19 protein-coding genes and 1 pseudogene are annotated in these 20,362 nt (G+C 49.7%); 8 read left to right on the top strand and 12 right to left on the bottom strand.

What is annotated here, in order from left to right:
* The first annotated feature begins 45 nt into the window (after window positions 1-45).
* The 5 genes from EDM59_RS02385 to EDM59_RS02365 all read left to right on the top strand — a co-directional run bounded on the left by EDM59_RS02385 (window position 46) and on the right by EDM59_RS02365 (window position 6,137).
* A complete protein-coding gene (locus EDM59_RS02385) occupies window positions 46-1,353 on the top strand; it encodes an MFS transporter (protein WP_122922180.1) in 1,308 nt (435 codons plus the stop codon).
* 396 nt (window positions 1,354-1,749) lie between these two features.
* On the top strand, window positions 1,750-3,312 hold the full coding sequence (locus EDM59_RS02380) for a spore germination protein (protein ID WP_122922179.1): 1,563 nt from the start codon (window positions 1,750-1,752) through the stop codon (window positions 3,310-3,312).
* Entirely contained in the window at window positions 3,309-4,439 is a 1,131-nt protein-coding gene (locus EDM59_RS02375; RefSeq protein ID WP_122922178.1) for a Ger(x)C family spore germination protein, read from the top strand. The genes EDM59_RS02380 and EDM59_RS02375 overlap by 4 nt, the downstream gene beginning before the upstream one ends.
* A 5-nt stretch (window positions 4,440-4,444) precedes the next feature.
* Window positions 4,445-5,527 (top strand): GerAB/ArcD/ProY family transporter, encoded by a 1,083-nt coding sequence (locus EDM59_RS02370; protein ID WP_122923348.1) that lies wholly within the window; start codon window positions 4,445-4,447, stop codon window positions 5,525-5,527.
* 184 nt (window positions 5,528-5,711) lie between these two features.
* Window positions 5,712-6,137 (top strand): NucA/NucB deoxyribonuclease domain-containing protein, encoded by a 426-nt coding sequence (locus tag EDM59_RS02365; RefSeq protein WP_122922177.1) that lies wholly within the window; start codon window positions 5,712-5,714, stop codon window positions 6,135-6,137.
* A gap of 100 nt (window positions 6,138-6,237) precedes the next feature.
* Here EDM59_RS02365 and EDM59_RS02360 read toward each other — a convergent pair whose 3' ends face one another.
* The 12 genes and pseudogenes from EDM59_RS02360 to EDM59_RS02310 all read right to left on the bottom strand — a co-directional run bounded on the left by EDM59_RS02360 (window position 6,238) and on the right by EDM59_RS02310 (window position 16,795).
* Window positions 6,238-6,834 carry a TetR/AcrR family transcriptional regulator gene (locus tag EDM59_RS02360; protein ID WP_183192779.1) on the bottom strand — a complete coding sequence of 199 codons (597 nt, stop codon included), beginning with the start codon at window positions 6,832-6,834 and terminating at the stop codon, window positions 6,238-6,240.
* A 218-nt stretch (window positions 6,835-7,052) separates the two neighbouring features.
* Window positions 7,053-7,757 (bottom strand): ABC transporter ATP-binding protein, encoded by a 705-nt coding sequence (locus EDM59_RS02355; RefSeq protein ID WP_122922175.1) that lies wholly within the window; start codon window positions 7,755-7,757, stop codon window positions 7,053-7,055.
* Window positions 7,744-7,899, bottom strand: a complete 156-nt coding sequence (locus tag EDM59_RS31715) for an ABC transporter ATP-binding protein C-terminal domain-containing protein (protein ID WP_425455940.1) — start codon at window positions 7,897-7,899, stop codon at window positions 7,744-7,746. Before EDM59_RS31715 ends, EDM59_RS02355 begins: the two co-directional genes overlap by 14 nt.
* A gap of 101 nt (window positions 7,900-8,000) precedes the next feature.
* Window positions 8,001-8,463, bottom strand: a pseudogene (locus tag EDM59_RS31710) (ABC transporter ATP-binding protein); the annotation flags it as partial.
* Between the two features lie 61 nt (window positions 8,464-8,524).
* Window positions 8,525-9,475, bottom strand: coding sequence for a branched-chain amino acid ABC transporter permease (locus tag EDM59_RS02345; RefSeq protein WP_122922173.1), 951 nt, complete (start codon window positions 9,473-9,475; stop codon window positions 8,525-8,527).
* Between the two features lie 3 nt (window positions 9,476-9,478).
* On the bottom strand, window positions 9,479-10,369 hold the full coding sequence (locus EDM59_RS02340; protein WP_246010954.1) for a branched-chain amino acid ABC transporter permease: 891 nt from the start codon (window positions 10,367-10,369) through the stop codon (window positions 9,479-9,481).
* A 59-nt stretch (window positions 10,370-10,428) separates the two neighbouring features.
* On the bottom strand, window positions 10,429-11,577 hold the full coding sequence (locus tag EDM59_RS02335; RefSeq protein WP_122922171.1) for an ABC transporter substrate-binding protein: 1,149 nt from the start codon (window positions 11,575-11,577) through the stop codon (window positions 10,429-10,431).
* A 23-nt stretch (window positions 11,578-11,600) separates the two neighbouring features.
* Entirely contained in the window at window positions 11,601-12,776 is a 1,176-nt protein-coding gene (locus EDM59_RS02330; protein WP_122923347.1) for a M20/M25/M40 family metallo-hydrolase, read from the bottom strand.
* A gap of 40 nt (window positions 12,777-12,816) precedes the next feature.
* Complete coding sequence (hutI, locus tag EDM59_RS02325; RefSeq protein WP_246010875.1) at window positions 12,817-14,106, bottom strand: imidazolonepropionase; 1,290 nt, start codon at window positions 14,104-14,106, stop codon at window positions 12,817-12,819.
* Window positions 14,107-14,158: 52 nt separating this feature from the next.
* On the bottom strand, window positions 14,159-14,704 hold the full coding sequence (locus tag EDM59_RS02320; protein WP_122922170.1) for an FAD synthetase: 546 nt from the start codon (window positions 14,702-14,704) through the stop codon (window positions 14,159-14,161).
* 72 nt (window positions 14,705-14,776) lie between these two features.
* Window positions 14,777-16,246, bottom strand: a complete 1,470-nt coding sequence (locus tag EDM59_RS02315; protein ID WP_122922169.1) for a 4-hydroxyphenylacetate 3-hydroxylase family protein — start codon at window positions 16,244-16,246, stop codon at window positions 14,777-14,779.
* Window positions 16,247-16,291: 45 nt separating this feature from the next.
* Entirely contained in the window at window positions 16,292-16,795 is a 504-nt protein-coding gene (locus EDM59_RS02310; RefSeq protein WP_122922168.1) for a flavin reductase family protein, read from the bottom strand.
* Window positions 16,796-17,213: 418 nt separating this feature from the next.
* Here EDM59_RS02310 and EDM59_RS02300 point away from each other — a divergent pair, with 418 nt between their 5' ends.
* The 3 genes from EDM59_RS02300 (at window position 17,214) to EDM59_RS02290 (ending at window position 20,361) form a co-directional block, all read left to right on the top strand.
* Window positions 17,214-18,938 carry a sigma-54 interaction domain-containing protein gene (locus tag EDM59_RS02300; RefSeq protein WP_122922166.1) on the top strand — a complete coding sequence of 575 codons (1,725 nt, stop codon included), beginning with the start codon at window positions 17,214-17,216 and terminating at the stop codon, window positions 18,936-18,938.
* Between the two features lie 112 nt (window positions 18,939-19,050).
* Window positions 19,051-19,770 (top strand): 3-ketoacyl-ACP reductase, encoded by a 720-nt coding sequence (locus EDM59_RS02295; RefSeq protein ID WP_122922165.1) that lies wholly within the window; start codon window positions 19,051-19,053, stop codon window positions 19,768-19,770.
* Window positions 19,771-19,917: 147 nt separating this feature from the next.
* Window positions 19,918-20,361 carry a MarR family winged helix-turn-helix transcriptional regulator gene (locus EDM59_RS02290; protein ID WP_122922164.1) on the top strand — a complete coding sequence of 148 codons (444 nt, stop codon included), beginning with the start codon at window positions 19,918-19,920 and terminating at the stop codon, window positions 20,359-20,361.
* The last annotated feature ends 1 nt before the right edge of the window (window position 20,362 follow it).

Here is a 20,362-nt window from a genome sequence, read left to right as displayed (position 1 = left end):
TGAACGAAGACCATTCCACTTTCATCCGACGGGAGGGGCAGACAAATGCACCAAAAGACGAAATCCGGCTTCCCCGCCACCCTTCAAAAGCTGTGGCATTCGAATCAGGAGGAATCTTCTGCGCATGGGAACGGACAGCTCGACAACCAATCCAAGCTCCTGCTATTCGTCAACGTTCTCTTCATCACCGCAGGCGCTTTATCCGGGACGTTCGTCAACGTCTACTTATGGAAAGTGAAAAGCCAGTTCGCCCCCATCGCGTGGTTTACGTTTTGCACGCACCTAGCTGGAGCCCTTACCTTTTGGCTGGCTGGCGCTTGGGTGAAGCGTTTTAACAAAATGAATGCACTCCGGCTGGGGATGGCGATGTCCGCCCTCTTCTATCTGCTGGTGCTCGTCCTGGGAACGAACGTCGTATCGTATGCGGCCGCCCTGGGACTCGTCCAAGGCATGGCGGTCGGCTTTTTCTGGCTCGCTTTCAATGTCGTGTATTTTGAGATTACAGGACCAGACAATCGGGACCTTTTCAACGGCTGGGCTGGACTGCTCGCTTCTGGCGGCGGCATGATTGCTCCCTGGATCTCCGGCTATCTGATCTCGCGTATGACAAGCACCAAAGGATATGCGCTGATCTTTACCCTCTCGTTGATCCTGTTCGTCGTGGGCGTTATCATCAGCTTTTTCCTGAAAAAGCGGCAGTCCGAGGGAGATTACTCCTGGAGCTTTGCTTTTCACAGTCTGCGACAGGATGCCAACTGGCGCTGGGCTTTTGGCGCTTTGGCCGGTCAAGGACTGCGAGAAGGCGTTTTTGGCTTTATCATCGGTCTCATGGTCTACATCGCGACGAAGAGTGAAATGACGTTGGGCAATTACTGGCTGATTACCTCGGCAGTCGGTCTGGTCAGCTACTATGCAGTGGGCAAATGGTTCAAGCCGCGGAACCGCCAGTGGGTCATGCTTTGCGGAGCACTCGTGATGAGCGGCATCGTCACGCTGTTTTTCTGGCAGGTCAGCTACGTGACCCTGCTCATTTTTGGGGTAGCCGTGGGTTTGGCGTATCCGCTTTTTTCCGTTCCGATGATCTCCACGGTTTTTGATCTGATCGGCTCCAATGAAGAGAGCGCCAAGAACCGCGTGGAGTTTGTCGTGCTGAGGGAATTTGGATTGGATGCCGGACGTATGGTGGGGATTCTGGTCTTTCTCGTGGTGACGTCCTTTAGTACTTCACCCATTACGCTAAACTGGCTGGTTTTCATGATTGGCTTGGGTCCTTTGATTGCTTGGTATTGTATGAGGAAGGTATTTGCGCGGGTAAACGTGGATGCGAGTGGCGGGAAAAGGGATGGGAAGTGAAGGGAGTAGTGGGAGCAAAGAGCAGAGGTGGACACGTCGTGGCGTGTCCCTCTCTTTTGGCTGGTCCTCTGCGATTTTCTATTCCGTAGGCTTTATGCTGTTGTCATGTGATTTTCGTGCAAGCTGTATGACAAGGGAGATAATGGCAAAAAAAGGAGCTATAAGAGCTCTTCCGGGTTGTCGGCTTCAAGTATCGCTTCTAAGACGTATTACTAGCAGGGAGGCATATTGTGCTCCCCAAGATAGCTCTACGGCTTTGCTAACCATGGACCTATCGTAATGATTCAAACTCCAAATCAGAAGCAACGATAACTCCGTTACATACTTGCATGAAAAAGGTAATTTGTGGAGATGATACGGTATGTCCATTAAACTAAGCAATCGAGGGAACCAACCATGTTTCAGCGTTATAGGAAGAAAGTCAGGATCAGTCAGGCGAGACAAAGTCAATCGCCAGACAAGTCCTCACTGAATAAAGACCTACAACAGAATTTGAGACAGATACAGCAACAATTTGGGTTTACCGACGACCTGTTAATGCGGCAATTTGCTCTCGGAAACCGTCAGCAACTTAGAGCGGCCTTGGTGTTTTTGGATGGCTTGAGCGATCAAAAAATATTGGATCGAGACGTTATTGAACCCTTGATGAAAGCTGAATTAGAAGAACTGAACGATATTGCTGAGGACATCTTGTCCTCTGTACTGCATATTACCCTCGCAAAGCTCGAGCGTTCCTTTGATACTGTTCTTGATGAATTGTCGAAAGGAAAGGCCGTTTTACTCATACATACCATAGACACATGCATCGTTGTGGAAGCGAAAGCTGTGGAACAACGAAGTGTAGAAGAACCAGTAACCGAGGCAGTGGTTCGTGGCCCCCGTGAAGGATTCACGGAAAGTATCACCACTAATCTAGCATTGATTCGAAAGAGATGCACCAACGTGAATCTTCAGGTTGAAAACTATCGGTTTGGCACGCAAACAGGAACACGCGTATGCATGATATACATACGTCACATTGTTAAAGAAGAATTGTTGGTGGAAGTAAGAAAACGGTTATCCGTAATCAAAACGGACGCTATCTTAGATTCCGGCTACATCGAGCAGTGGATTGAAGATGAACCCTTTTCCATTTTTCCTACCGTCGCAAACAGTGAAAAACCGGATATTGTTTTGAGTAAACTGCTTGAGGGACGTATAGCTATATTGGTCGATGGCACTCCCGTAGCACTCTCGGTTCCTGCCACCTTTCAAGACTTTTTTCAGAATGCGGAAGATTATTATTCCCGTCCATTCTACGCTAGCTTAATTCGACTATTGCGTTATGCAGCCTTTTTTATCTCAGCCTTTCTCCCTTCACTCTATATTTCTTTTGAAAACTTCCAAAAGGAACTGATCCCTACTCCCTTATTGTTCAGCTTTGTTAATTCTAGAGAAGGTGTTCCCTTTCCCTTAGCTTTCGAATTGTTGGTCATGGTCGTAGTTTATGAGTGGCTTCGCGAAGCAGGTTTGCGTATGCCCCGCCCAATAGGACAAGCGGTCAGTATCGTCGGAGCTTTGGTTATGGGCGAGGCAGCAGTGAGTGCGGGTCTGATCGGCGCTCCGACTGTCATTATCATCGCATTATCTGCTATTACTTCATTCATTGTACCTTCACTTACGGATGTTGTTGTGATGTTTCGCTTTCTATCCATTTTTGCTTCCGCTCTGTTTGGCTTATATGGGAATTTCCTAATATTCTATGCCATCTGTGTCTATTTGGCAGATCTCCGCTCTTTTGGGATTCCTTACTTAGCTCCTTTGGCTCCAGTCTCATGGAAGGATTGGAAAGACTTCCTCATTCGCTTACCACTATGGATGATGCGAAAGCGACCAGATGCTTTGGAAACGGCAAGTGACAGGAGGATCCCCTCGAGAAGTTACCCTGCTTCAATCAATAAGAACAGGGAGAAATTATGAAAAAGTACTTATTACCGATCTACTTGCTCTCCATGGTCCTTAGCGGATGCTGGAATAACGTGGAGCTAAATGAAACCAGGTTTGTAACAGCACTTGGCATTGACATTGATGAGCAAGGCCGCTTTGTACTCACCGTTAACGTGTTGAAGCCTTCCGCAGGAACAAACAAGAAATCCGGCTCTACTTCAGGGAGTTTCAGTATTGTGCAGTCAACTGGCTATACGATGTTTGACGCAGTCAGAAACAGTATCCCCTACTCAGGTTATAAGTTGAGTTATCACCATATTCGCTATATTGCACTTGGTAGTGGAATAGGAAAAAAGGATCTGATCAATGTCCTAGATTTGTTCATGCGTGATCAGGAAGTTCGCAGGAGAACTTGGGTTTTATATGTAGATGGCCGCGCTGAATCCTTGTTGCGAGCTAAAGGAACTACTCATGACATACAACCCATTGAAATGGACAGAGAGATGGAAGCGGGAAGCTCCATCGGGAAGTACCCTGCCGTACAGCTTATCGATGTCATGCGTATGCTTGGGAATAAGGAGAAAGTTGGTTACCTCCCGATCAGCACGGTAATACATTCAAAAAAGGAAAGCCATGAAGCTGGTGCTGTTATCTTTAAAGACGGAAAGGTGATCACGTCCTTGGACGAATCGCAAACGAGAGGGCTTTTATGGGTAAAGGAACAGATAAAAAGTGGGATTGCAGTGGTACCTCTAGAGAAAGAAGGACAATATGCTTCCATTGAACTTCTTAGTTCGAAAGTGAAAATTAAGTCGAGGATTATATCTGATCAGGTTTACTTAGATGTGATAGTATCCCCTACTGGTAATATAGGCAGCTTAGACAGCCCTTTTCCCGTCGATAAGAAAACCTATCTGTTGCTGCAAAATCATACAGATCAAGTAATCAAGAGGGAGATAGAAGATGCTGTAAAAATCGGACAAAAATATAAAGCTGACATTTTTGGATTCAATGAATATGTTCATCGTAGCTCTCCTGAGCAATGGAAAAAATGGAAAGACAGATGGCCAGAGATATTTTCAAGAGCTAATGTCACTGTCTCTGTCGAAAGCCACCTCCTGATGAACGGTTTGTTACTTGATCAACTAGGAGAGAAGTGATTGGTGTGGGAACGAAAGTTATTTCTCGCTTACAGTGGGTATCCATCCAATGTATGAGTCTGCCCATTATTGGTCATGTTCTACTTATTCACCCCATTATTAAAGCGGGTGGCAAAGACGGATGGATTTCGGCTTTAGTCAGCATACCAGTTGGTCTCCTATTTGCAGGTACTATAAACTTACTGAAAAGTTACTCTATCGACACCACATTGATAAAAGCGGCATATGAAACAGCAGGTAAAGTTCTCGCCATTTTCCTTTCTGGCATTCTTATTGGTTACTTTCTATTTTTATCCGTTGCGACCTTACGAGGTTTTGAGGAATTCATGAAAGTTTCCTTTATGCCGGATACGCCTCTTTGGGCATTTGGAGCCAGCTTGATGTTGCTGGTCTGGTTCAGTTTGCATCGGAACATTGAAGCGACAGCGCGAGTCGCAGTTATTCTATTCTTACTTATCCTGATCACCGGCAGTATCGTCGGATTAAATCTGCATCAGGAAAAAGAGTACACCCGCATTCTACCTATCTTGGAGAATGGATGGGATCCTGTTGTGAATGCTACCGTATATTTCATTTCGATGTGGAGTGAACTAATCTTGATAAGTATGCTGCAAACAAAATGGTTGGGAGCTAGACATGATTTTAGCGGACACTCCTTCGTTGTTATCTTTAATGCGCTGCTAGCTGCCCTCATGGTGTTTGGCATCATTTCCGTTTTTGGACTACCTCTCTCAGAAACATTGGACTGGCCAGTGCAAAATGAAGTTCGCATGCTTAAATTTGGATTCATTGATCGTGGAGACATCTACGGCTTGTTTACGATGTCTGCCGGCTGCTACATTCGTGTCACTGTATTTCTGTTTGCCGTTTGCGAAATCTTTTCATTTTGGTCCTCGTCCTACAAGCTGGTTACACTTCCTGTTTGCTTATTGGTTTTGTTGTTATCCATCTACGCCTTTCATAATCATAGTCAATTCACCCAAATCATTACTTCTTTTTATCAATATGGGTATTTAATTATGGGCGTGCCATTACTAGCACTGGTCATTTTCATCATTACAAAAAGAAAAACACAGGTTAGGAATTAGTTCACCTTGCGTTCTATTTCGTTCTTACACAAACTAAATTTTCCCTACTAAATGGCAAACAAGATAGCGGATGTTTTCCTTTTGGATCTTTTGCATTTCATTTTCCTGCCGCAACCTCCCCCTCCTATTGGTATAATTATCTAGGAAATAAACACCACAGAGAAAATACCAAGGAGAAACCGTCATGCAGAAAAAAATGATTCTGTTCCTTCTCGCCGTCTTGTTTGCGATCGGCTCCTATTTCTTCGAGCAGAAGAGCCCGCAGACGCAGACGAGCAGCACTGAAGCGGACTACGTGCTGGAGTTCCCGAGCAGCAAATACCCGCAGACCGCCGAGCATATCCGTTCTGCCATCGCGAAAGGACATTCCGCCGTGTGTACCATCGACCGAAAAGGGGCAGATGAAAACAGGGAGCAATCCCTCAAAGGGGTTCCCACCAAACCTCGCTACGACCGAGATGAGTGGCCGATGGCGATGTGCCAGGAAGGTGGCAGTGGTGCAGATATTGCCTACATCTCTCCCTCCGACAATCGCGGTGCTGGCTCCTGGATTGCCAATCAGGTAGAGGACTACCCCGATGGGACTCGCGTAAAAATTGTCATCAAATAAAAAATCAAACCCGCCTCGGATTGATCCTTGGCGGGTTTGTCAAAAGCTATAGCAACATGTCTGTTCCTGTTCCTCACGTCGATCCACAGTGAGTCTCCTTTTAGGCTCCGGCATCCTCGATCCCCCGGAATATGACCTCTACTCCCTCTAGAATCATCGACTCCAGCGATTGTCCTTGTTCGTCGCGTGACCAAGCAATGTACGACTCCAGGTAGTACGACCAAAGCATCCGCGCTACAACGCGGGTGGGTATGTCCTGTCGCAGCTCACCGCCTCGTTTTCCTCGCTCCAGCGTCTGGTGAAAGAGCTCAATCATTGGCGACTCATCCTTGAGCATTTCCCCGGAGCACAGATATTCATTCAACGCGATGATCGCCAAAGCCCGATCCGTCTCAATCGATTGACAGAGGACGATCATCAAATACCGGATCTGCTCGCGGATCGCCAATTGCCCTACCTGCTCATCTACCGCTGCCAATTCGATTTTGTCCCTGCGCTGCTTGATCATTTCCTCGATCAGCTCGTACTTCTTGGGGAAATGTTTAAAAAAAGTCGCTTTAGCGACATCTGCTTTTGCGGCAATTTCTTCGACAGTTGTCGCCTGGTACCCTTTTTCTCGAAACAGATGGATGGCTGAGTCGAAAATGCTCTTTCGCGTCGCCAGTCTCTTTCGCTCTTGTCTCCCCACTACTTCCACTGATCGATCACTCGCTTTCCACCTCAATCCAGTTCGAACTGAAGTCTATTTTTGCCCTAAAGTCTCCTGATAGATTCTTCAGTCTTTTAGTATACGGGAAGTAGTCCCGATGCGCTACTAAAAAGGAAATATTCCGCCGATTCCAAGTGTCGCGCCAGCGTGCTTTTCCCGCACAAAAAAGCCCTCCTCCATGGAGAAGAGCTTGTGATGACGCTATTTTAATGACCCAAGTAAGCTTTTTTAATTCGATCCTGGGACCGTAAATTTTCTGCTGTATCGTGGAAACTGATTTCGCCATTTTCCAGGACATACCCCCGGTCTGCTACGGATAACGCCTTCGTTGCGTTCTGCTCGATCAGCAAAATTGTAATACCTTGCTGCTTGATCTTTTGAATGGTATCAAAAATGTCTTTGACGACAATCGGCGCAAGGCCCATAGAGGGTTCGTCCAGAATTAACAGCTTCGGCTTGGACATGATGGCGCGCCCGATAGCCAGCATTTGCTGTTCTCCGCCACTCATGGTTCCTGCCAATTGCGCCTTCCTCTCCAGCAAACGGGGGAAAAGCTGATAGATCGCTTCGATATCTTTCTGCAGTTCTAGCGGAGATGCTTTTCTCGTGTAAGCGCCCATCATGAGATTTTGCACGACCGTTAATTTCGGGAAGACCCTGCGCCCTTCTGGTACCATAACGATTCCTTCTCGCACGATTTGGTGAGTGGGAAGCCCGCTCATGTTTTTTCCTCGATAGTGTATCGTCCCCTTGGAAGGAATCGTTCCACAGATGGCGTTTACCGTGGTGGTTTTTCCTGCGCCATTGGAGCCTATCAAGGTAACGACCTCGCCTTCCTCCACCTGCAGGCTCAGTTTGCGGACGGCATGAATGCTTCCGTAGGAAACACTCAAATTTTCAATGTGCAGCAAGCAGGCCCACCTCCGCTTCCTCATCTTTTCCGATATAGGCTTCGATCACAGCCGGATTGGCGATAATCGCATCGGGCTTATCATCTGCTATCTTTTCTCCATGATCCAAAACCGCTATACGATCACACAGTCCGACCACCATTCCGACGTTATGCTCGATCAGAATGACCGTCGTCCCGTTTTTAGTACGAATCGCAGAAATAAGCTCCCCCATCTCCTCGATTTCGTGTGCGTTCATTCCCGCGATCGGCTCATCGAGGAGCAGCAGCTTCGGATTGGATACCAAAGCACGGGCGATCTCTACTCGGCGCTGGTTCCCATAGGACAAGCTCCCTGCCTGCTCCCCTTCATATCCCTTCAACCCGACCAGCTCGAGGATTTGCATGCTTTTCTCGGTGACCATCTCCTCTTCTTTTTTCGCTTGGGTAAGTCCCAATAGCGCTGACCAAAGTCCTGAACGCGTTTGCCCAAACATGCCCACCTTGACGTTTTCCAGCACGCTTTCTTCCTTTAACAGCCGAATGTTTTGAAAGGTCCGTGAGATACCCTGTTTGGCAATGCGGAACGGCTTCTGCGTATGAATCGGCTTTCCCTCAAAGAGAATGGCTCCTTCATTGGGCTTGTAAATTCCGGTTAATATATTGAAAAAGGTAGATTTCCCCGCACCATTGGGGCCAATCAGCCCGACGATTTCTCCCTTGTTCACTTCCAGACTGACACCTTGTACCGCTGTCAATCCCCCGAACCGCTTGGTTACCTTTTGTACGCTAAGCAACCCTCTCACCTTCCTTTTTCACGGATGCTCGACTGGAGGGAAACAACTGAACCTTTTTACCCAGATTTCCAAATATCCCTTTGGGGCGATAGCGCATCACAAAGATCATCAGCAGACCGTATATCATCATCTTGTAAACATCCAGGTTTTTCATGTCCATAAAATCAAACTCAAATATCCGAAAAATCTCAGGCACCAAGTACAGGAACGTGACACCAAAAAGCGTTCCGCGAATACTGCCCAGTCCTCCCAAAACGATCATGCTCAGAAGCGTTAATGAAATCGTCGTGCCAAACGAGTCTGCACTCACGAAGGAAACTTTATGTGCAAACAATGCCCCACCCGCTCCTGCGTACGCTCCCCCGATGGCAAACACCAGCACCTTGTAATAAAACGTGTTGATTCCCATCGCCTGGGCAACCGTCTCGTCTTCGCGAATGACCATCCATGCTCGCCCGATTCGCGATGCCACCATTTTTTTGACCCCGTATATTCCCAGGAGCATGACGAGAAACACCAGCAAAAGATAGCCCCCATTCGTAAGCTCCATGCCGAACAGCGAGGGCGCTGGAATCGAGCCAATCCCGTATGCTCCACCCGTGATTTCCGCATTTTTGAAAAAGGATTGCGCGATCAACCCAAGACCTAATGTCGTAATGGCAAGAAAGTCTTCCCGAATACGCAAGCTGGGCAAACCAAGCAGGGCACTGATCACAAACGTAATGACGATCGCCAGAAAAATGGAAAGCCAGACGTTCATGCCACCCTTCACGCTCAAGATCGCAGAGGTATAGGCACCGATCCCGTAAAAGGCAGCATGGCCCAGCGATACTTGTCCAGCGTATCCTGTAATCAGGTTGAGTCCCAATCCCAGTAAGATGTAGATAAACAAAAACACCACGATGTCGACGTAATACGGATTCAAGAATCCATCCACATGCATCCCCTACACTTTCTCGATGTTTTTCCCAAACAATCCGGAAGGTCTAACCATGAGAATGGCGATCAAAATGACAAAGGCAATCGCATCCTTGTCAATGACCATCCCTGACAAAAATCCGTCACTTAACGCCTCCACAATCCCTAAGATCAAGCCTCCTACCACCGTCCCAGGTATCGAGCCCAATCCGCCTAGCACGACCACGCAAAATGCTTTTAATCCGGGAATGGTACCCATCGTAGGAAAGATAGAGTTGTAGGTGAGCGCGACCAGCACACCGCCGACAGAAGCGAGCGCGGAGCCGAGCATAAAGGTTGCGGAGATAACCCGATTGACATTGACCCCCATAAGCGATGCTGCACGAATATCCTGAGCCGCTGCCTGAATGGCAACCCCCAGTTTGGTAAAGCGCAGAAAGGCGTACAAAAGAGCGAGTGCCAAGATTCCTGCGACGATGATATAGAGCTTGGTGTTGGGCAGCGAAACGGTATCCGTAAGCTGCAGCACCTTCACCTCGATGCCCGAAGCAGGGAACGGTCGCGTGTCGGATGTAAACAAAATTTGAAACAGATTTTCCAGAAAGATCGAGATCCCAATCCCGCTAATGAGAGTCGTGATCGGGTGGGTCCCCCGCAGCGGTCGATAGGCAAACCGTTCAATGGCCATCCCTGCCAGAGCTGAAATCGCCATCGCAAAGAGCAGAGCCACGAGGAAATGCATGTGCAAGTACATCATTCCGATCATCGCTGCAAAAGCGCCTACCATGTAGATCACGCCATGAGCAAAATGCAGCAGCTTGAGGATCCCGTAGATCATCGTCAAGCCCACTGCTATCAAAATGTAAATAAACCCGAGTGCAACGCCGTTGAGTAATTGCTGGGCAAGCATAATGGTCATCACTCCTTTTCCCCAAGTTGATGCGAGGAGGAAAGCTCCTCCCCGCTGCTACCCGTCATTTATTTCGCCGTAACAAAGTCAAATTTTCCGTCTTTGACCTTCACAAAGATCACAGGCTTGACGACTTCGTGGTCCTGGGCAAAGGAGATCTTACCCGATGTCCCCTCGAGGTCCTTGGTTTGACTGATGGCGTCCGCCAGCTTTTCTCGATCGACACCCGCTTTTTTCAGCGCATCAATAATCACTAGCGCGGCATCATAGCTTTGCGAAGCAACCATTCCCGGCTCATCTTTGCGTGACGCTGACCAATCCGCTACAAAGTCCTTTACAACCTGGCGAGTGTCCTTCAAATAGAATGATGTGGTCAAAATGGTGCCTTCTGCGTTTCTAGCGGCCAACTCTGGATACTTGGGCGTATCCAAGCCATCTACGCCAATGAGCGGGATAGACAAGCCAACTTCCTTGACCTGATTGGCGATCGCCGCCGCTTCATTGTAGTAGCCCACGATATAGAGCGCATCTGGCTTGCTCATCTTCACGGAGGTCAACAGGGAGCTGTAGTCCTTGTCCCCAAATTTAAATGCGCTCTCGTACACCACTTTTCCTTGAAGCTCTTCCAGCTTGCTCTTGAACGCTCCAAAGATGGACGTGCCGTAGTCGGCTTCGACGTACAGGACGGCGATGTTTTTCAGCTTCAGATCGTTGACGACGTAGTCTGCCATTGCTTCCCCTTGAACTGGGCCTGTGTAAATGACGCGATTGATGTACTTGCCGCCTTTTGTGACATCGGGGTGAGTCGCAATGGAGACGACCATCGGCACTTTGGCTTCCTGTACCTTCGCCGCCACTGTTTTCGAGGAGCCGCTGTACGCACCATCGATAATGGCGGTTACCTGGTCCTTGTTGATCAGCTTTTGCACAGCTTTCATCGCTTCCTCCGGCTTGCCCTGATCATCCTCCGCGACCAGCTTGAGCTTCTTGCCGTCCAAGCCACCTGCAGCGTTGAATTTGTCGATGGCCAGCTGAGCGCCATTCAGGCTGTTCGTCCCATCCGTTGCTGCATACCCCGTGAGGGGTCCATACCAACCGATTTTGATCGTATCTCCCGCGCCGCCACTACTTGCCGAGCCTGCGGACTGGTTGCCACATCCTGCCATCATCAGTGCCAATCCCAAGAAGCCTGTCGCGAACAACTTGCCTTTTTTCATCTAAGCGCCCCCTTTTATGCTTGCTATTTGGATACGGCCCCCTGATCCTTATGGGCTTGGTACCAGCTGCGAATCAGGCTGACCGTATAAATGCCGGTATTGATGAGGTTTTCAACACTGATGTGCTCGCGGAAAGTGTGAATGTTCCGAAATCCGTTTCCGAGCGTGATGCACGTCAAGCCATTCTCATTCAATACATTGGTGTCTGCCCCACCCAAAGTACGGGTCAAATAATAAGAAATGTTCATGTTCTGCGCCGCTTGTACGGCATTTTGGCCCAGCGCTGTATCCTCTTTGACATGGAAGCCCAGATACTTTTTCTCAAAGCGTACATTTGCATGGCCCCCATGCTCGCGCGCGACTGCTTCCGCCGTTTCCTTCATCTCGTTTAATTGATCGTACAGCCCTTGCTCAGTGAAGCTGCGAACTTCCCCCACCAGCTCGACCTGACCCGGGATGATCGAGGACAGCTCTCCCCCCTGAATCATTCCGATATTGGCAAGCGTGTCTTCGCTGATCTTGCCGAGCTTCAGCTGCTTCAAAACAACGGCTGCGATGAGAAAGGCGTTGATCCCCTCTTCCGGGTTCAAACCGATGTGAGAGGACTTGCCGTTTAGTTCCACGTAAATCTTGCTGCTGTAAGGGCCTTGCAAAATGATCTGTCCCACATCACCGCTGCTGTCAAATACGTAACCTTCTTTACTTTTGATCAAGGAATAGTCCATATGCCGGGAGCCTGTCAGTCCTCGCTGCTCATTAACAGTCAGGATCAGCTCGATTGGACCGCAGGGCATGCCCGCTTCCTGTATGGATTGAATCGCTTCCAGATAGGAGGCGAGTGCCGCACGATCGTCTGCTCCGAGAATGGTCGTACCATCTGAGTAAATGATGCCATCTCTGATTTCCGGCTTTAGTCCCTCTGTCGGCAGTACGGTATCCATATGGGTGGAGAGAAACAGCGGACGCACAGTTGGGTCCGTTCCCTCCCAATAAGCCACCAGGTTTCCACATTCCCCATCAAACTGCTTGTGCGCCTCGTCAAACTGGATCGAGAAGCCCATTGCTTCCAAACGCGGCACGAGGTAATCCGCTATGCGCTGCTCCTGCCCGCTCGGACCGTTCAGCTTTGCCAGCTCCAAAAAGTCATGCAGCAAACGTTCCTCATTTATGAGCGAGCTCTTTTTCTCACCGATCGTCATGGTCATTCATCCTCTCCGTTTTCCGTTGTGTCGCGTTTCTCTAGTGCCAAGCCAGCTGGGCAGGCGTTCGGGTCTGATTCACTACCACTTTCCCACGCTTGATCACTTGCTCCACGACATTGGTGCCCAGCCAGTAAATGACATTTTCGTACATCGGGGTATCCCAGATTTGCAGATCTGCCAGTTTGCCAGCTTCGATGGAACCTCGATCATGAGCCAATCCTAGCGCTTTTGCACTCCCGATTGTTGCCGCTCGAATCGATTCTGCTGGTGACATGGCGTACTGACGGCAGGCGAGCATCATCACGAACTGCATGGATTCCGTCCAGCAAGCCGGGCAGAGATCGGTCGCCAAGGCCACGGTCATCCCGGAATCGATCATCGCTCGCGCATCAAATGGCTTTTTGTGTTTGACCGCAAAATCCAGCGCAGGCATAATGACCCCGGGGACATCTGCCTCTGCCAGTTTTCGCATCATCGCAGGCGGCGTGTAATTCAAATGGTCCGCGGAGATCACTTTCATATCTGCCGCGAGATCGGATCCGTAAATGTACGAGTAAGCGTCCGTATGAATTTTCGGGAGCAGACCCGCCTTGAGACCGGCTTCCAAAATACGAGCCGATTCCTTCGCATCAAAATGACTGTCCTCGCACCAGACATCGCAGAACGTTGCCAGCTTGCGTTCGCTGACCAGCGGGATCATTTCGTCTATGACAAGATCCATGTACGCTTCCTTTGCCATGTCTTTCGGCCAGCCATGCGCCCCCAGAAATGTACTGATCACATCCAGCTCGAGCTCCTGATCCAAAAGGGCGTTGACATCCAGCATACGCAGTTCATCGAGTGTATTGAAGCCGTAGCCCGTCTTGATTTCCACCGTTGTCGTGCCAGCCAGAAGCATCCGATTCAGTCTGCTTTGCGCCGATTCAAACAGCTCCTCCAGACTCGCTTGCCTGGTCATATCCACTGACACCTGTACACCCGTCTGAATACCCAGCTGCTTCAATTTCTCCGGGTCACTGACGGTCATTTTTGCAGCGTATTCCCGCACACGCGATCCGCCAAAAACGGCGTGCGTATGACTATCCACAAATCCGGGGGCCACGACCTTATTCGTCGCATCGATGACCAGCGCTTGGTTCGCATCGACTTGGGAGAGGACGGTTTCCCGATCTCCGACAGCCGCAATCTTTTCCCCCACGATTGCGATCCAGCCATCCGTGATCAAACCGATTGAATCCGCTTGATCCCCTTGGCAGGTCACGATTTGGGCAGCGTTCGCTATGATCAAATCCGCTTTCTGCTTTTGAATGTGTGATTGTTCAAGCACTTGTTCTCCTCACTCCTTTCGCCCTTCCGTCAGCGTCTGACTTTCATGGGCTCTATGCTTTTCCTTGTACGGTTTGCCAGCCCAGCAGCTGCTCTGCTTGAAGATGGCAGTTTTGCATGAGGAGGGAACGGATGCGGCTCGATGAGATGATCTCCCCCGACGAGCAGCGAATCGAGTCTAGCACCTTGACCGAAAAGGACTCTCGCAAAGTCCCGATGTCTCCTCCTCGCTTGCTGCCAAAACGAAAGTCGGGGCCCACCCAAATTTCTACAGGGTTCAGGTCCTGCAGCTCCGTTAGAAACGCGCTCTCATCGCGTGTCGAGTACGCTGCATCAAACGAAGCCACAATCGCATGCTCAACAGACAGCTGCTCCAGCCTGCAGAGCTTTTCTTCGACGGTAGTCAGCTGCAACGCTTGTTGAAAGAACACGCGCGGCGGTGGATCAAAAGTATAGACAACCAGAGGGACCCCCAATGCCAACGCCCGTTTTCTCGCTTCGCAGACCAAGGCCTGATGCCCTCGATGTACCCCATCCAAAGCACCGATTGTCAATACCGATGCATGGAGCTTGCACGTCCCGGCAGCATGTACTCTCATGTAGACCACTCCTTTTTCCTTCCTCACGCTTTCTGCCGCTTACCGGATTTGTCTTTCCGCTTTCCTCGCTTTTTACTTCTGCAAGGCGAAATCCGCTTTTGTGTCAGTCTCCAGATGAGCGGCTTTTGTAACCATGTCGCGTACCGGATTCAAATCAAAATGGTTGAAGGCTGCCATGTACTGTGCAAACGGCGGTGCTTGCGCAAATAGCTCAAACGTGATTTGGTGACCACCGTATGCGGAATTCAGCAGGTCGCGGGCAAAATAGAGCAGCTTCGTGCGCTTCTCTGGCGTCCAGCCTCCGTCCAGCGTGTAATACTTGTCGATGTATTCCTTGATTTGCGGATCGGCAATCGTCGCTGAGTCAGGCGTCACGGCGAGCTGTCCGCCAACCAGCTCTCGGCACAGATGCGCCATTTTCGGGAAGTTGGTCAACGCGTACAGACGACCTGTATACAGCAAGGACTGGTTCGGCATCATCAATCCGCCCGCGCTCTTTTGTGCATCTGCCACTGCCGCCGTCAGATGGGCGTTAATCGTCTCCCGATAGCAAATCAGCTGCGAGATTTTTTCCTGCACGGCCGGAAGCTTGGTCAAGCCAGTCTGTTCCACGTTGAGCAGGGCGGTACCGAGCAGGAAGTCCGCACGGCGCTGCAGGCGCAAGACGTAATTGAAGGCAGAATAACGGTGAACGGTTTTTCGAATGTATTGGGCGGACTCCAGATTTCCGTGGAACAGCACGTTTTCCCAAGGAATCAGAACATCATCAAACACGAGCAGCGTATCGATCTCGTCAAAGCGCGTCGACAGCGGATAATCGACCGGGTTCTTTCCTGTGGACAGCGGTGTTCGGCAAATATGCTTGAGTCCGGGAGCTCCCATGTCTGCGATAAAACCGCATGCGTACGGAGTCATGCTCTGATCCGTCCAGTTGGAGATCGTTGGCTTGACAAACGCTTGATGGGCGTAAGCAGCTGCCGTTTCAAACTTGGCTCCACGAACGACGATCCCTTTGTCATTTTCCTCCACGACATGCAGCAAGGTCCCCGCAGCTTTCCCTTCAAACAGCTTGCTTCGATCCCCTTTTGGATCCGTGTTGGCCGATACGTGGAACAAATCCAAACGAGCGATACGGTCCACGTGATTTTTGATGTTCTCGGCATACGTCGGATCGATCTCGTTCAGACGGTCCTGGGCATCGTAGAGCGACCACATTTCCCCAATCGTTTCATCGCCGACCCGATAGACGACTCCCCCGAGATCATCGAGCACGGTATCGACATAGGTGCGAATGGCAGTCAAATCCTCTTTTGTTTTTGGAAGCTTGAATGCCCGGCAGATCGTTTCTCCATCTTCGAGCTTGGTCGTGCAAGCCTCCGCATAACGCGCTTCATGATTCATGTCGTACATGCGCGCTTTCGTCTCGATAATCGGTTGGAAAGCTGGATGCTCCGCAATGTTTTTTACTCGTTCCCCGTTGATGTAAACCTCGCGCCCATCATTCAATGACTCTTTGTACTCTTTGCCTGTCATCAATGCCATCGTGTTTCCTCCTCTTTTTATCCATCCGTCATCGAAATATTTGCTTTATTTTCCTGCTTCAACAAATTGGCCGAACTTCCCTCGGTAGTAGGCCAAAGGCGCTTTCTCGTAAGCCTGCGCTCTACGAACCTCTGCTAGAAAAACGCTGTGGGTTCCCCCGGTGACCTCTTCTACCACGTCACATTCAAAATGCGCGAGAACGTCTTCGATCAAAGGAACTCCCAGCTCCCCGTAGGCGAAGTCCGTGCCTTGAAACTTATCCGTGTGGGGTTGTGCAAACTTGCGTGCCAGTTCCCCCTGATTTTCCTGCAGGATATTGACTCCAAAAGTTTTCGCCTTCGATATGGCATGACACGTTCCCGTATTTTTGTTCACACACACAAGTACCATTGGCGGCTCAAGCGATACGGATGAAAATGCGCTGGCGGTAATGCCCCAGTTGGTTTCATCCTGCCTTGTCGTAATGATCGTGACGCCGCTCGTAAAATGTCCGACGACGTGCCGGAAAGTGTCCCGATCCAGATTCATGTCAGTGTGATTTGTACTCATCTGCCTTTTCCCCTTTCAAATCCATGCTGTTCTTCTGTCATTCGTGGTGTAAGCAATCTCCCCCATTCCAAGGCAACCCTCTGTTTGTGATTCGCCAAATGTAAAAAGCAAAGAACGTGCCAATAGCTCCTCCTTCTTTTTTCTGATGGGGAAAAAAGCGGCGAAACGATGCCCAAATCCGATGACCCTCGATCGGTGCGAGCATTGTCGCATCAAGGGTTTTCTTGTCTTTTTCCATTTCCCGAAAATCTTTTCCCTTTTCCTTTGAGGCTTGCTATGCTCCCTTCCCAGGCGTTTGCATTTCCTGAGAATCTCGTGTACATTCAATTTGCCATTATTTAAAATAGTAAAAATTATTTGCACCTTTAACGTCGCCCTATGCATCCCTAAACATTATCTACACACCAGGAGGTATGAGATGATTGCAGCATCGCTGGGTCAGTTGTTAAAGAGTTTTGCCGAACACGTTATCATTACCGATGCCATTGCCAATGCCCTTTGGTTTGATGAATCTGCAGCCGCGCTTTTCCCTCTCCAAGTGGGAGAAAACGCCTTTGATGCACTAGCTCCCTCCTTTGCAAACAAGGCAGAACCGCTCCCCGCTTCCATCGAAAAGGATGGCAAAGAATATTTGCTGCAAAGACATCTCTTTGCGCAAAACGAGCAAACGCTCCAGATTCTTTTGCTCAATAGCGCAACGGATGTCCTCGCTTCGCTAAAGCTCAAACTCGTTTGCTACGAGGAAATTATCCAATCCATGAATGAAGGGATCGTCCTGAGCGATGCAGAGGGCAAGGTGCTGATGTACAACAAAGCGCAGGAAAAATTGGAGGGAATGAAGCAGGAGGAGATGGTCGGGAAGTATTTGTGGGATGCCTATAAATACTACGATCCGAAGCTATCCGAGCATCAGCGGGTGCTCGAGACTCGCAAGCCAATCATCAGTCGGTATGGCGTTCACTCTTGCATCGCCAATATCACCAAACCCGTCAAATACAGCTCGTATCCAATCATCAAGGACAATCAGGCGCTCGCCGTCTTTTCAATCAGTATCAACGACTTTCACTTGAAGCATTTGCTCGATGAGACCATCGAGGTCAAGCGCAATATCATCATCCCCAGCACGTTGGAAAAAAGAGTTCTTCACAACGGAACCACCTACACCTTTGACAACATCAAAGGAAAAAGCCCGGCTCTCAAGAAGATCATCCGGGAAGCTCAGAATATCGCTACCCACCAGACTGACGTACTGATTGTCGGGGAGACCGGTACGGGTAAAGAATTATTTGCGCAAAGCATCCACAACTACAGCAAACGGGCGAGCAGCCCTTTCGTCGCGATCAACTGTGCAGCCATTCCGGAAAATTTGCTGGAGAGCACCTTGTTTGGAACGGTCAAAGGTGCTTTTACAGGGGCGACCAATCAGATGGGCTTGTTCGAGCATGCACAAGACGGCACTCTCTTTTTGGACGAGATCAATTCCATGCCACTCGTTCTTCAATCCAAGCTCATCCGCGTTCTCGAGGAACGGGAAATCCGCAGACTCGGGACCAATGCCGTCACGCCGATTCATTGCAAAATCATTAGTGCTTCCAACGAGGATCCAAAAAAACTGATCGAAAATCAAAAGCTGCGCTCCGACCTCTATTACCGGATCGCCCGGACCAGCCTATTAATCCCTCCTTTGCGTGAGCGTGTCGAGGATACGGAAGTCCTGATTGATTACTTTATCCTCACCGCCAGCCGAAAATTGAACAAGCAGATCAAGAGTCTGACTCGGGAGCTGCAGCAAATCTTGCTTCACTATCGGTGGCCCGGAAATATCCGCGAGCTCGCCCACGTGATCGACAATCTGGTCATTAACGCGAATCCAGACGATGAGCTTCTCGATACCGAGCACCTTCCGATGTATTTAAAGGACTTTTTCCAAAGCCCGCAGAACCAGGAAATCTATCAACAGACAAAAAGTACACGCCCGATCAAATCGGCGATCAATCCCGCGCAAAAGCGCTTGATTCAGCAAACCTTGGAAAGCGTTGACTGGAGCGTGACCAAGGCCGCAAAAATACTAGGAACCACTCGTCAAAACCTGCAATACCACATCCGCAAGCTCGGCATCAAAAACCACGCTCAAGCGGATTGACGAGACTGCTGAGAGGCTTCCTCCTGAATGGCGTTCTTTCCAACTGGTTACCTTATCTACGAAACGAGCCAAAAGAACCCAGAAAAACCCCATCAGGAACGGAGGAACATCGATGGATCTGAAAGGAAAAAATGCACTGGTCACGGGTGCAGGCAAAGGAATTGGACGAGCCATTGCTCTCGCACTCGCAAAGGCAGGCGTTCGCGTGGGTCTCGTCTCCCGCTCTTCTGGTGATCTGGAGCAGCTTGCCTCGACGATCTCCTCTCAATACGACACGCGGGCCATTTACGCGACAGCGGACATATCGAAGCGAGACGAAGCTGAGGCCGCGTACAATCAGATCAAGCATGATCTGGGGCCGCTGGATATTTTGATTAACAACGCTGGAATTGCAAGCTTCGGCACCGTGACAGAAATGCCGCCAGACGAGTGGGAGCGCATGATTCAGGTCAATCTGTTCGGAACCTACCATATGACCTACTACGCCTTGCCTGACATGATTTCGCAAAATCACGGCGCCATCATCAACATCGCTTCTACCGCAGGCGAACGCGGTTTTGCTACCGGCTCTGCTTATTGTGCATCCAAATTTGCGGTACTTGGCTTTACCGAGTCCGTCCTGCAAGAGGTTCGGAAGCACAACATTCGGGTGACCGCCCTGACTCCTAGTACCGTGAACACCGAGCTTGCTGTCAATGCCGGCTTGAAGATCGGCGAGGAGCATCGCATGCTGCAGCCAGAGGATGTGGCCGAGCTTACACTTGCTGCGCTGCAACTGCCGGATCGTGTGTTTGTCAAAACGGCTGGCATCTGGACGACAAATCCTCAATGACTTTTTTGGCGCGCTCTCCGATTTTTCGGCAGCGCGTCGTCTTATTTCTTCTGCGTACACTTTCCAAAGCTGTTTCGATTGACGGAATACAGGGGTTTCTTTAAGATAGTCCATATGTTGACCATTTGAAAAGGAGACGGCTTTCACGTGGATGGAAAAGTAAGCATCATTCTGCATGTCCTGCGTCTGGCTGCCCAAATTAACCGCATGGGACTAAGACTCGTTGAAGGAACCGGACTTTCGAGCGTGCAGCAATGGCAGCTGCTGGGCATCATCGCTCGCAATGAAGGCATCACCTTGGGCAAGCTAAGCCATGAGATCCTGGTCACCAAACAAAACATGACGGGTCTTATTGAGCGTATGCAAAATGGCGGTTGGGTCTCGACCTGGAGTGACCCATCTGATAAGCGGATTACCCGCGTGCAGATCACCGAAAAAGGCAGAGAAGTATTCGCCATGATGCAGCCCCGTGCGGATGCAAGCAATACCGAGACGTTTCAGGACTTTCACGAAGAGGAGCTGGAGATGATGAACGAGTTGCTCGAGCGGCTTTCCCGATCTCTTCGTCTTCAGCTAGAAGGAAAGGAGTAAC

The organism is Brevibacillus nitrificans, assembly GCF_003710965.1.
Taxonomy (GTDB): Bacteria; Bacillota; Bacilli; order Brevibacillales; family Brevibacillaceae; genus Brevibacillus; species Brevibacillus centrosporus.
Note: the sequence above shows the minus strand (reverse complement) of the source record. Positions and strands in the feature narration are given on the sequence as shown.

What these genes read in the sequence shown, in the direction of transcription:
- EDM59_RS02340 (WP_246010954.1), bottom strand. Translation starts at nt 10,369, where the DNA reads ATGACCATTATGCTTGCCCAGCAATTACTCAACGGCGTTGCACTCGGG.
- EDM59_RS02375 (WP_122922178.1), top strand. Translation starts at nt 3,309, where the DNA reads ATGAAAAAGTACTTATTACCGATCTACTTGCTCTCCATGGTCCTTAGC.
- EDM59_RS02365 (WP_122922177.1), top strand. Translation starts at nt 5,712, where the DNA reads ATGCAGAAAAAAATGATTCTGTTCCTTCTCGCCGTCTTGTTTGCGATC.
- EDM59_RS02315 (WP_122922169.1), bottom strand. Translation starts at nt 16,246, where the DNA reads ATGGCATTGATGACAGGCAAAGAGTACAAAGAGTCATTGAATGATGGG.
- EDM59_RS02385 (WP_122922180.1), top strand. Translation starts at nt 46, where the DNA reads ATGCACCAAAAGACGAAATCCGGCTTCCCCGCCACCCTTCAAAAGCTG.
- EDM59_RS02300 (WP_122922166.1), top strand. Translation starts at nt 17,214, where the DNA reads ATGATTGCAGCATCGCTGGGTCAGTTGTTAAAGAGTTTTGCCGAACAC.
- EDM59_RS02330 (WP_122923347.1), bottom strand. Translation starts at nt 12,776, where the DNA reads ATGACGATCGGTGAGAAAAAGAGCTCGCTCATAAATGAGGAACGTTTG.
- EDM59_RS02310 (WP_122922168.1), bottom strand. Translation starts at nt 16,795, where the DNA reads ATGAGTACAAATCACACTGACATGAATCTGGATCGGGACACTTTCCGG.
- EDM59_RS02320 (WP_122922170.1), bottom strand. Translation starts at nt 14,704, where the DNA reads ATGAGAGTACATGCTGCCGGGACGTGCAAGCTCCATGCATCGGTATTG.
- EDM59_RS31715 (WP_425455940.1), bottom strand. Translation starts at nt 7,899, where the DNA reads ATGGTGGTCGGACTGTGTGATCGTATAGCGGTTTTGGATCATGGAGAA.
- EDM59_RS02335 (WP_122922171.1), bottom strand. Translation starts at nt 11,577, where the DNA reads ATGAAAAAAGGCAAGTTGTTCGCGACAGGCTTCTTGGGATTGGCACTG.
- EDM59_RS02380 (WP_122922179.1), top strand. Translation starts at nt 1,750, where the DNA reads ATGTTTCAGCGTTATAGGAAGAAAGTCAGGATCAGTCAGGCGAGACAA.
- EDM59_RS02345 (WP_122922173.1), bottom strand. Translation starts at nt 9,475, where the DNA reads ATGCATGTGGATGGATTCTTGAATCCGTATTACGTCGACATCGTGGTG.
- EDM59_RS02295 (WP_122922165.1), top strand. Translation starts at nt 19,051, where the DNA reads ATGGATCTGAAAGGAAAAAATGCACTGGTCACGGGTGCAGGCAAAGGA.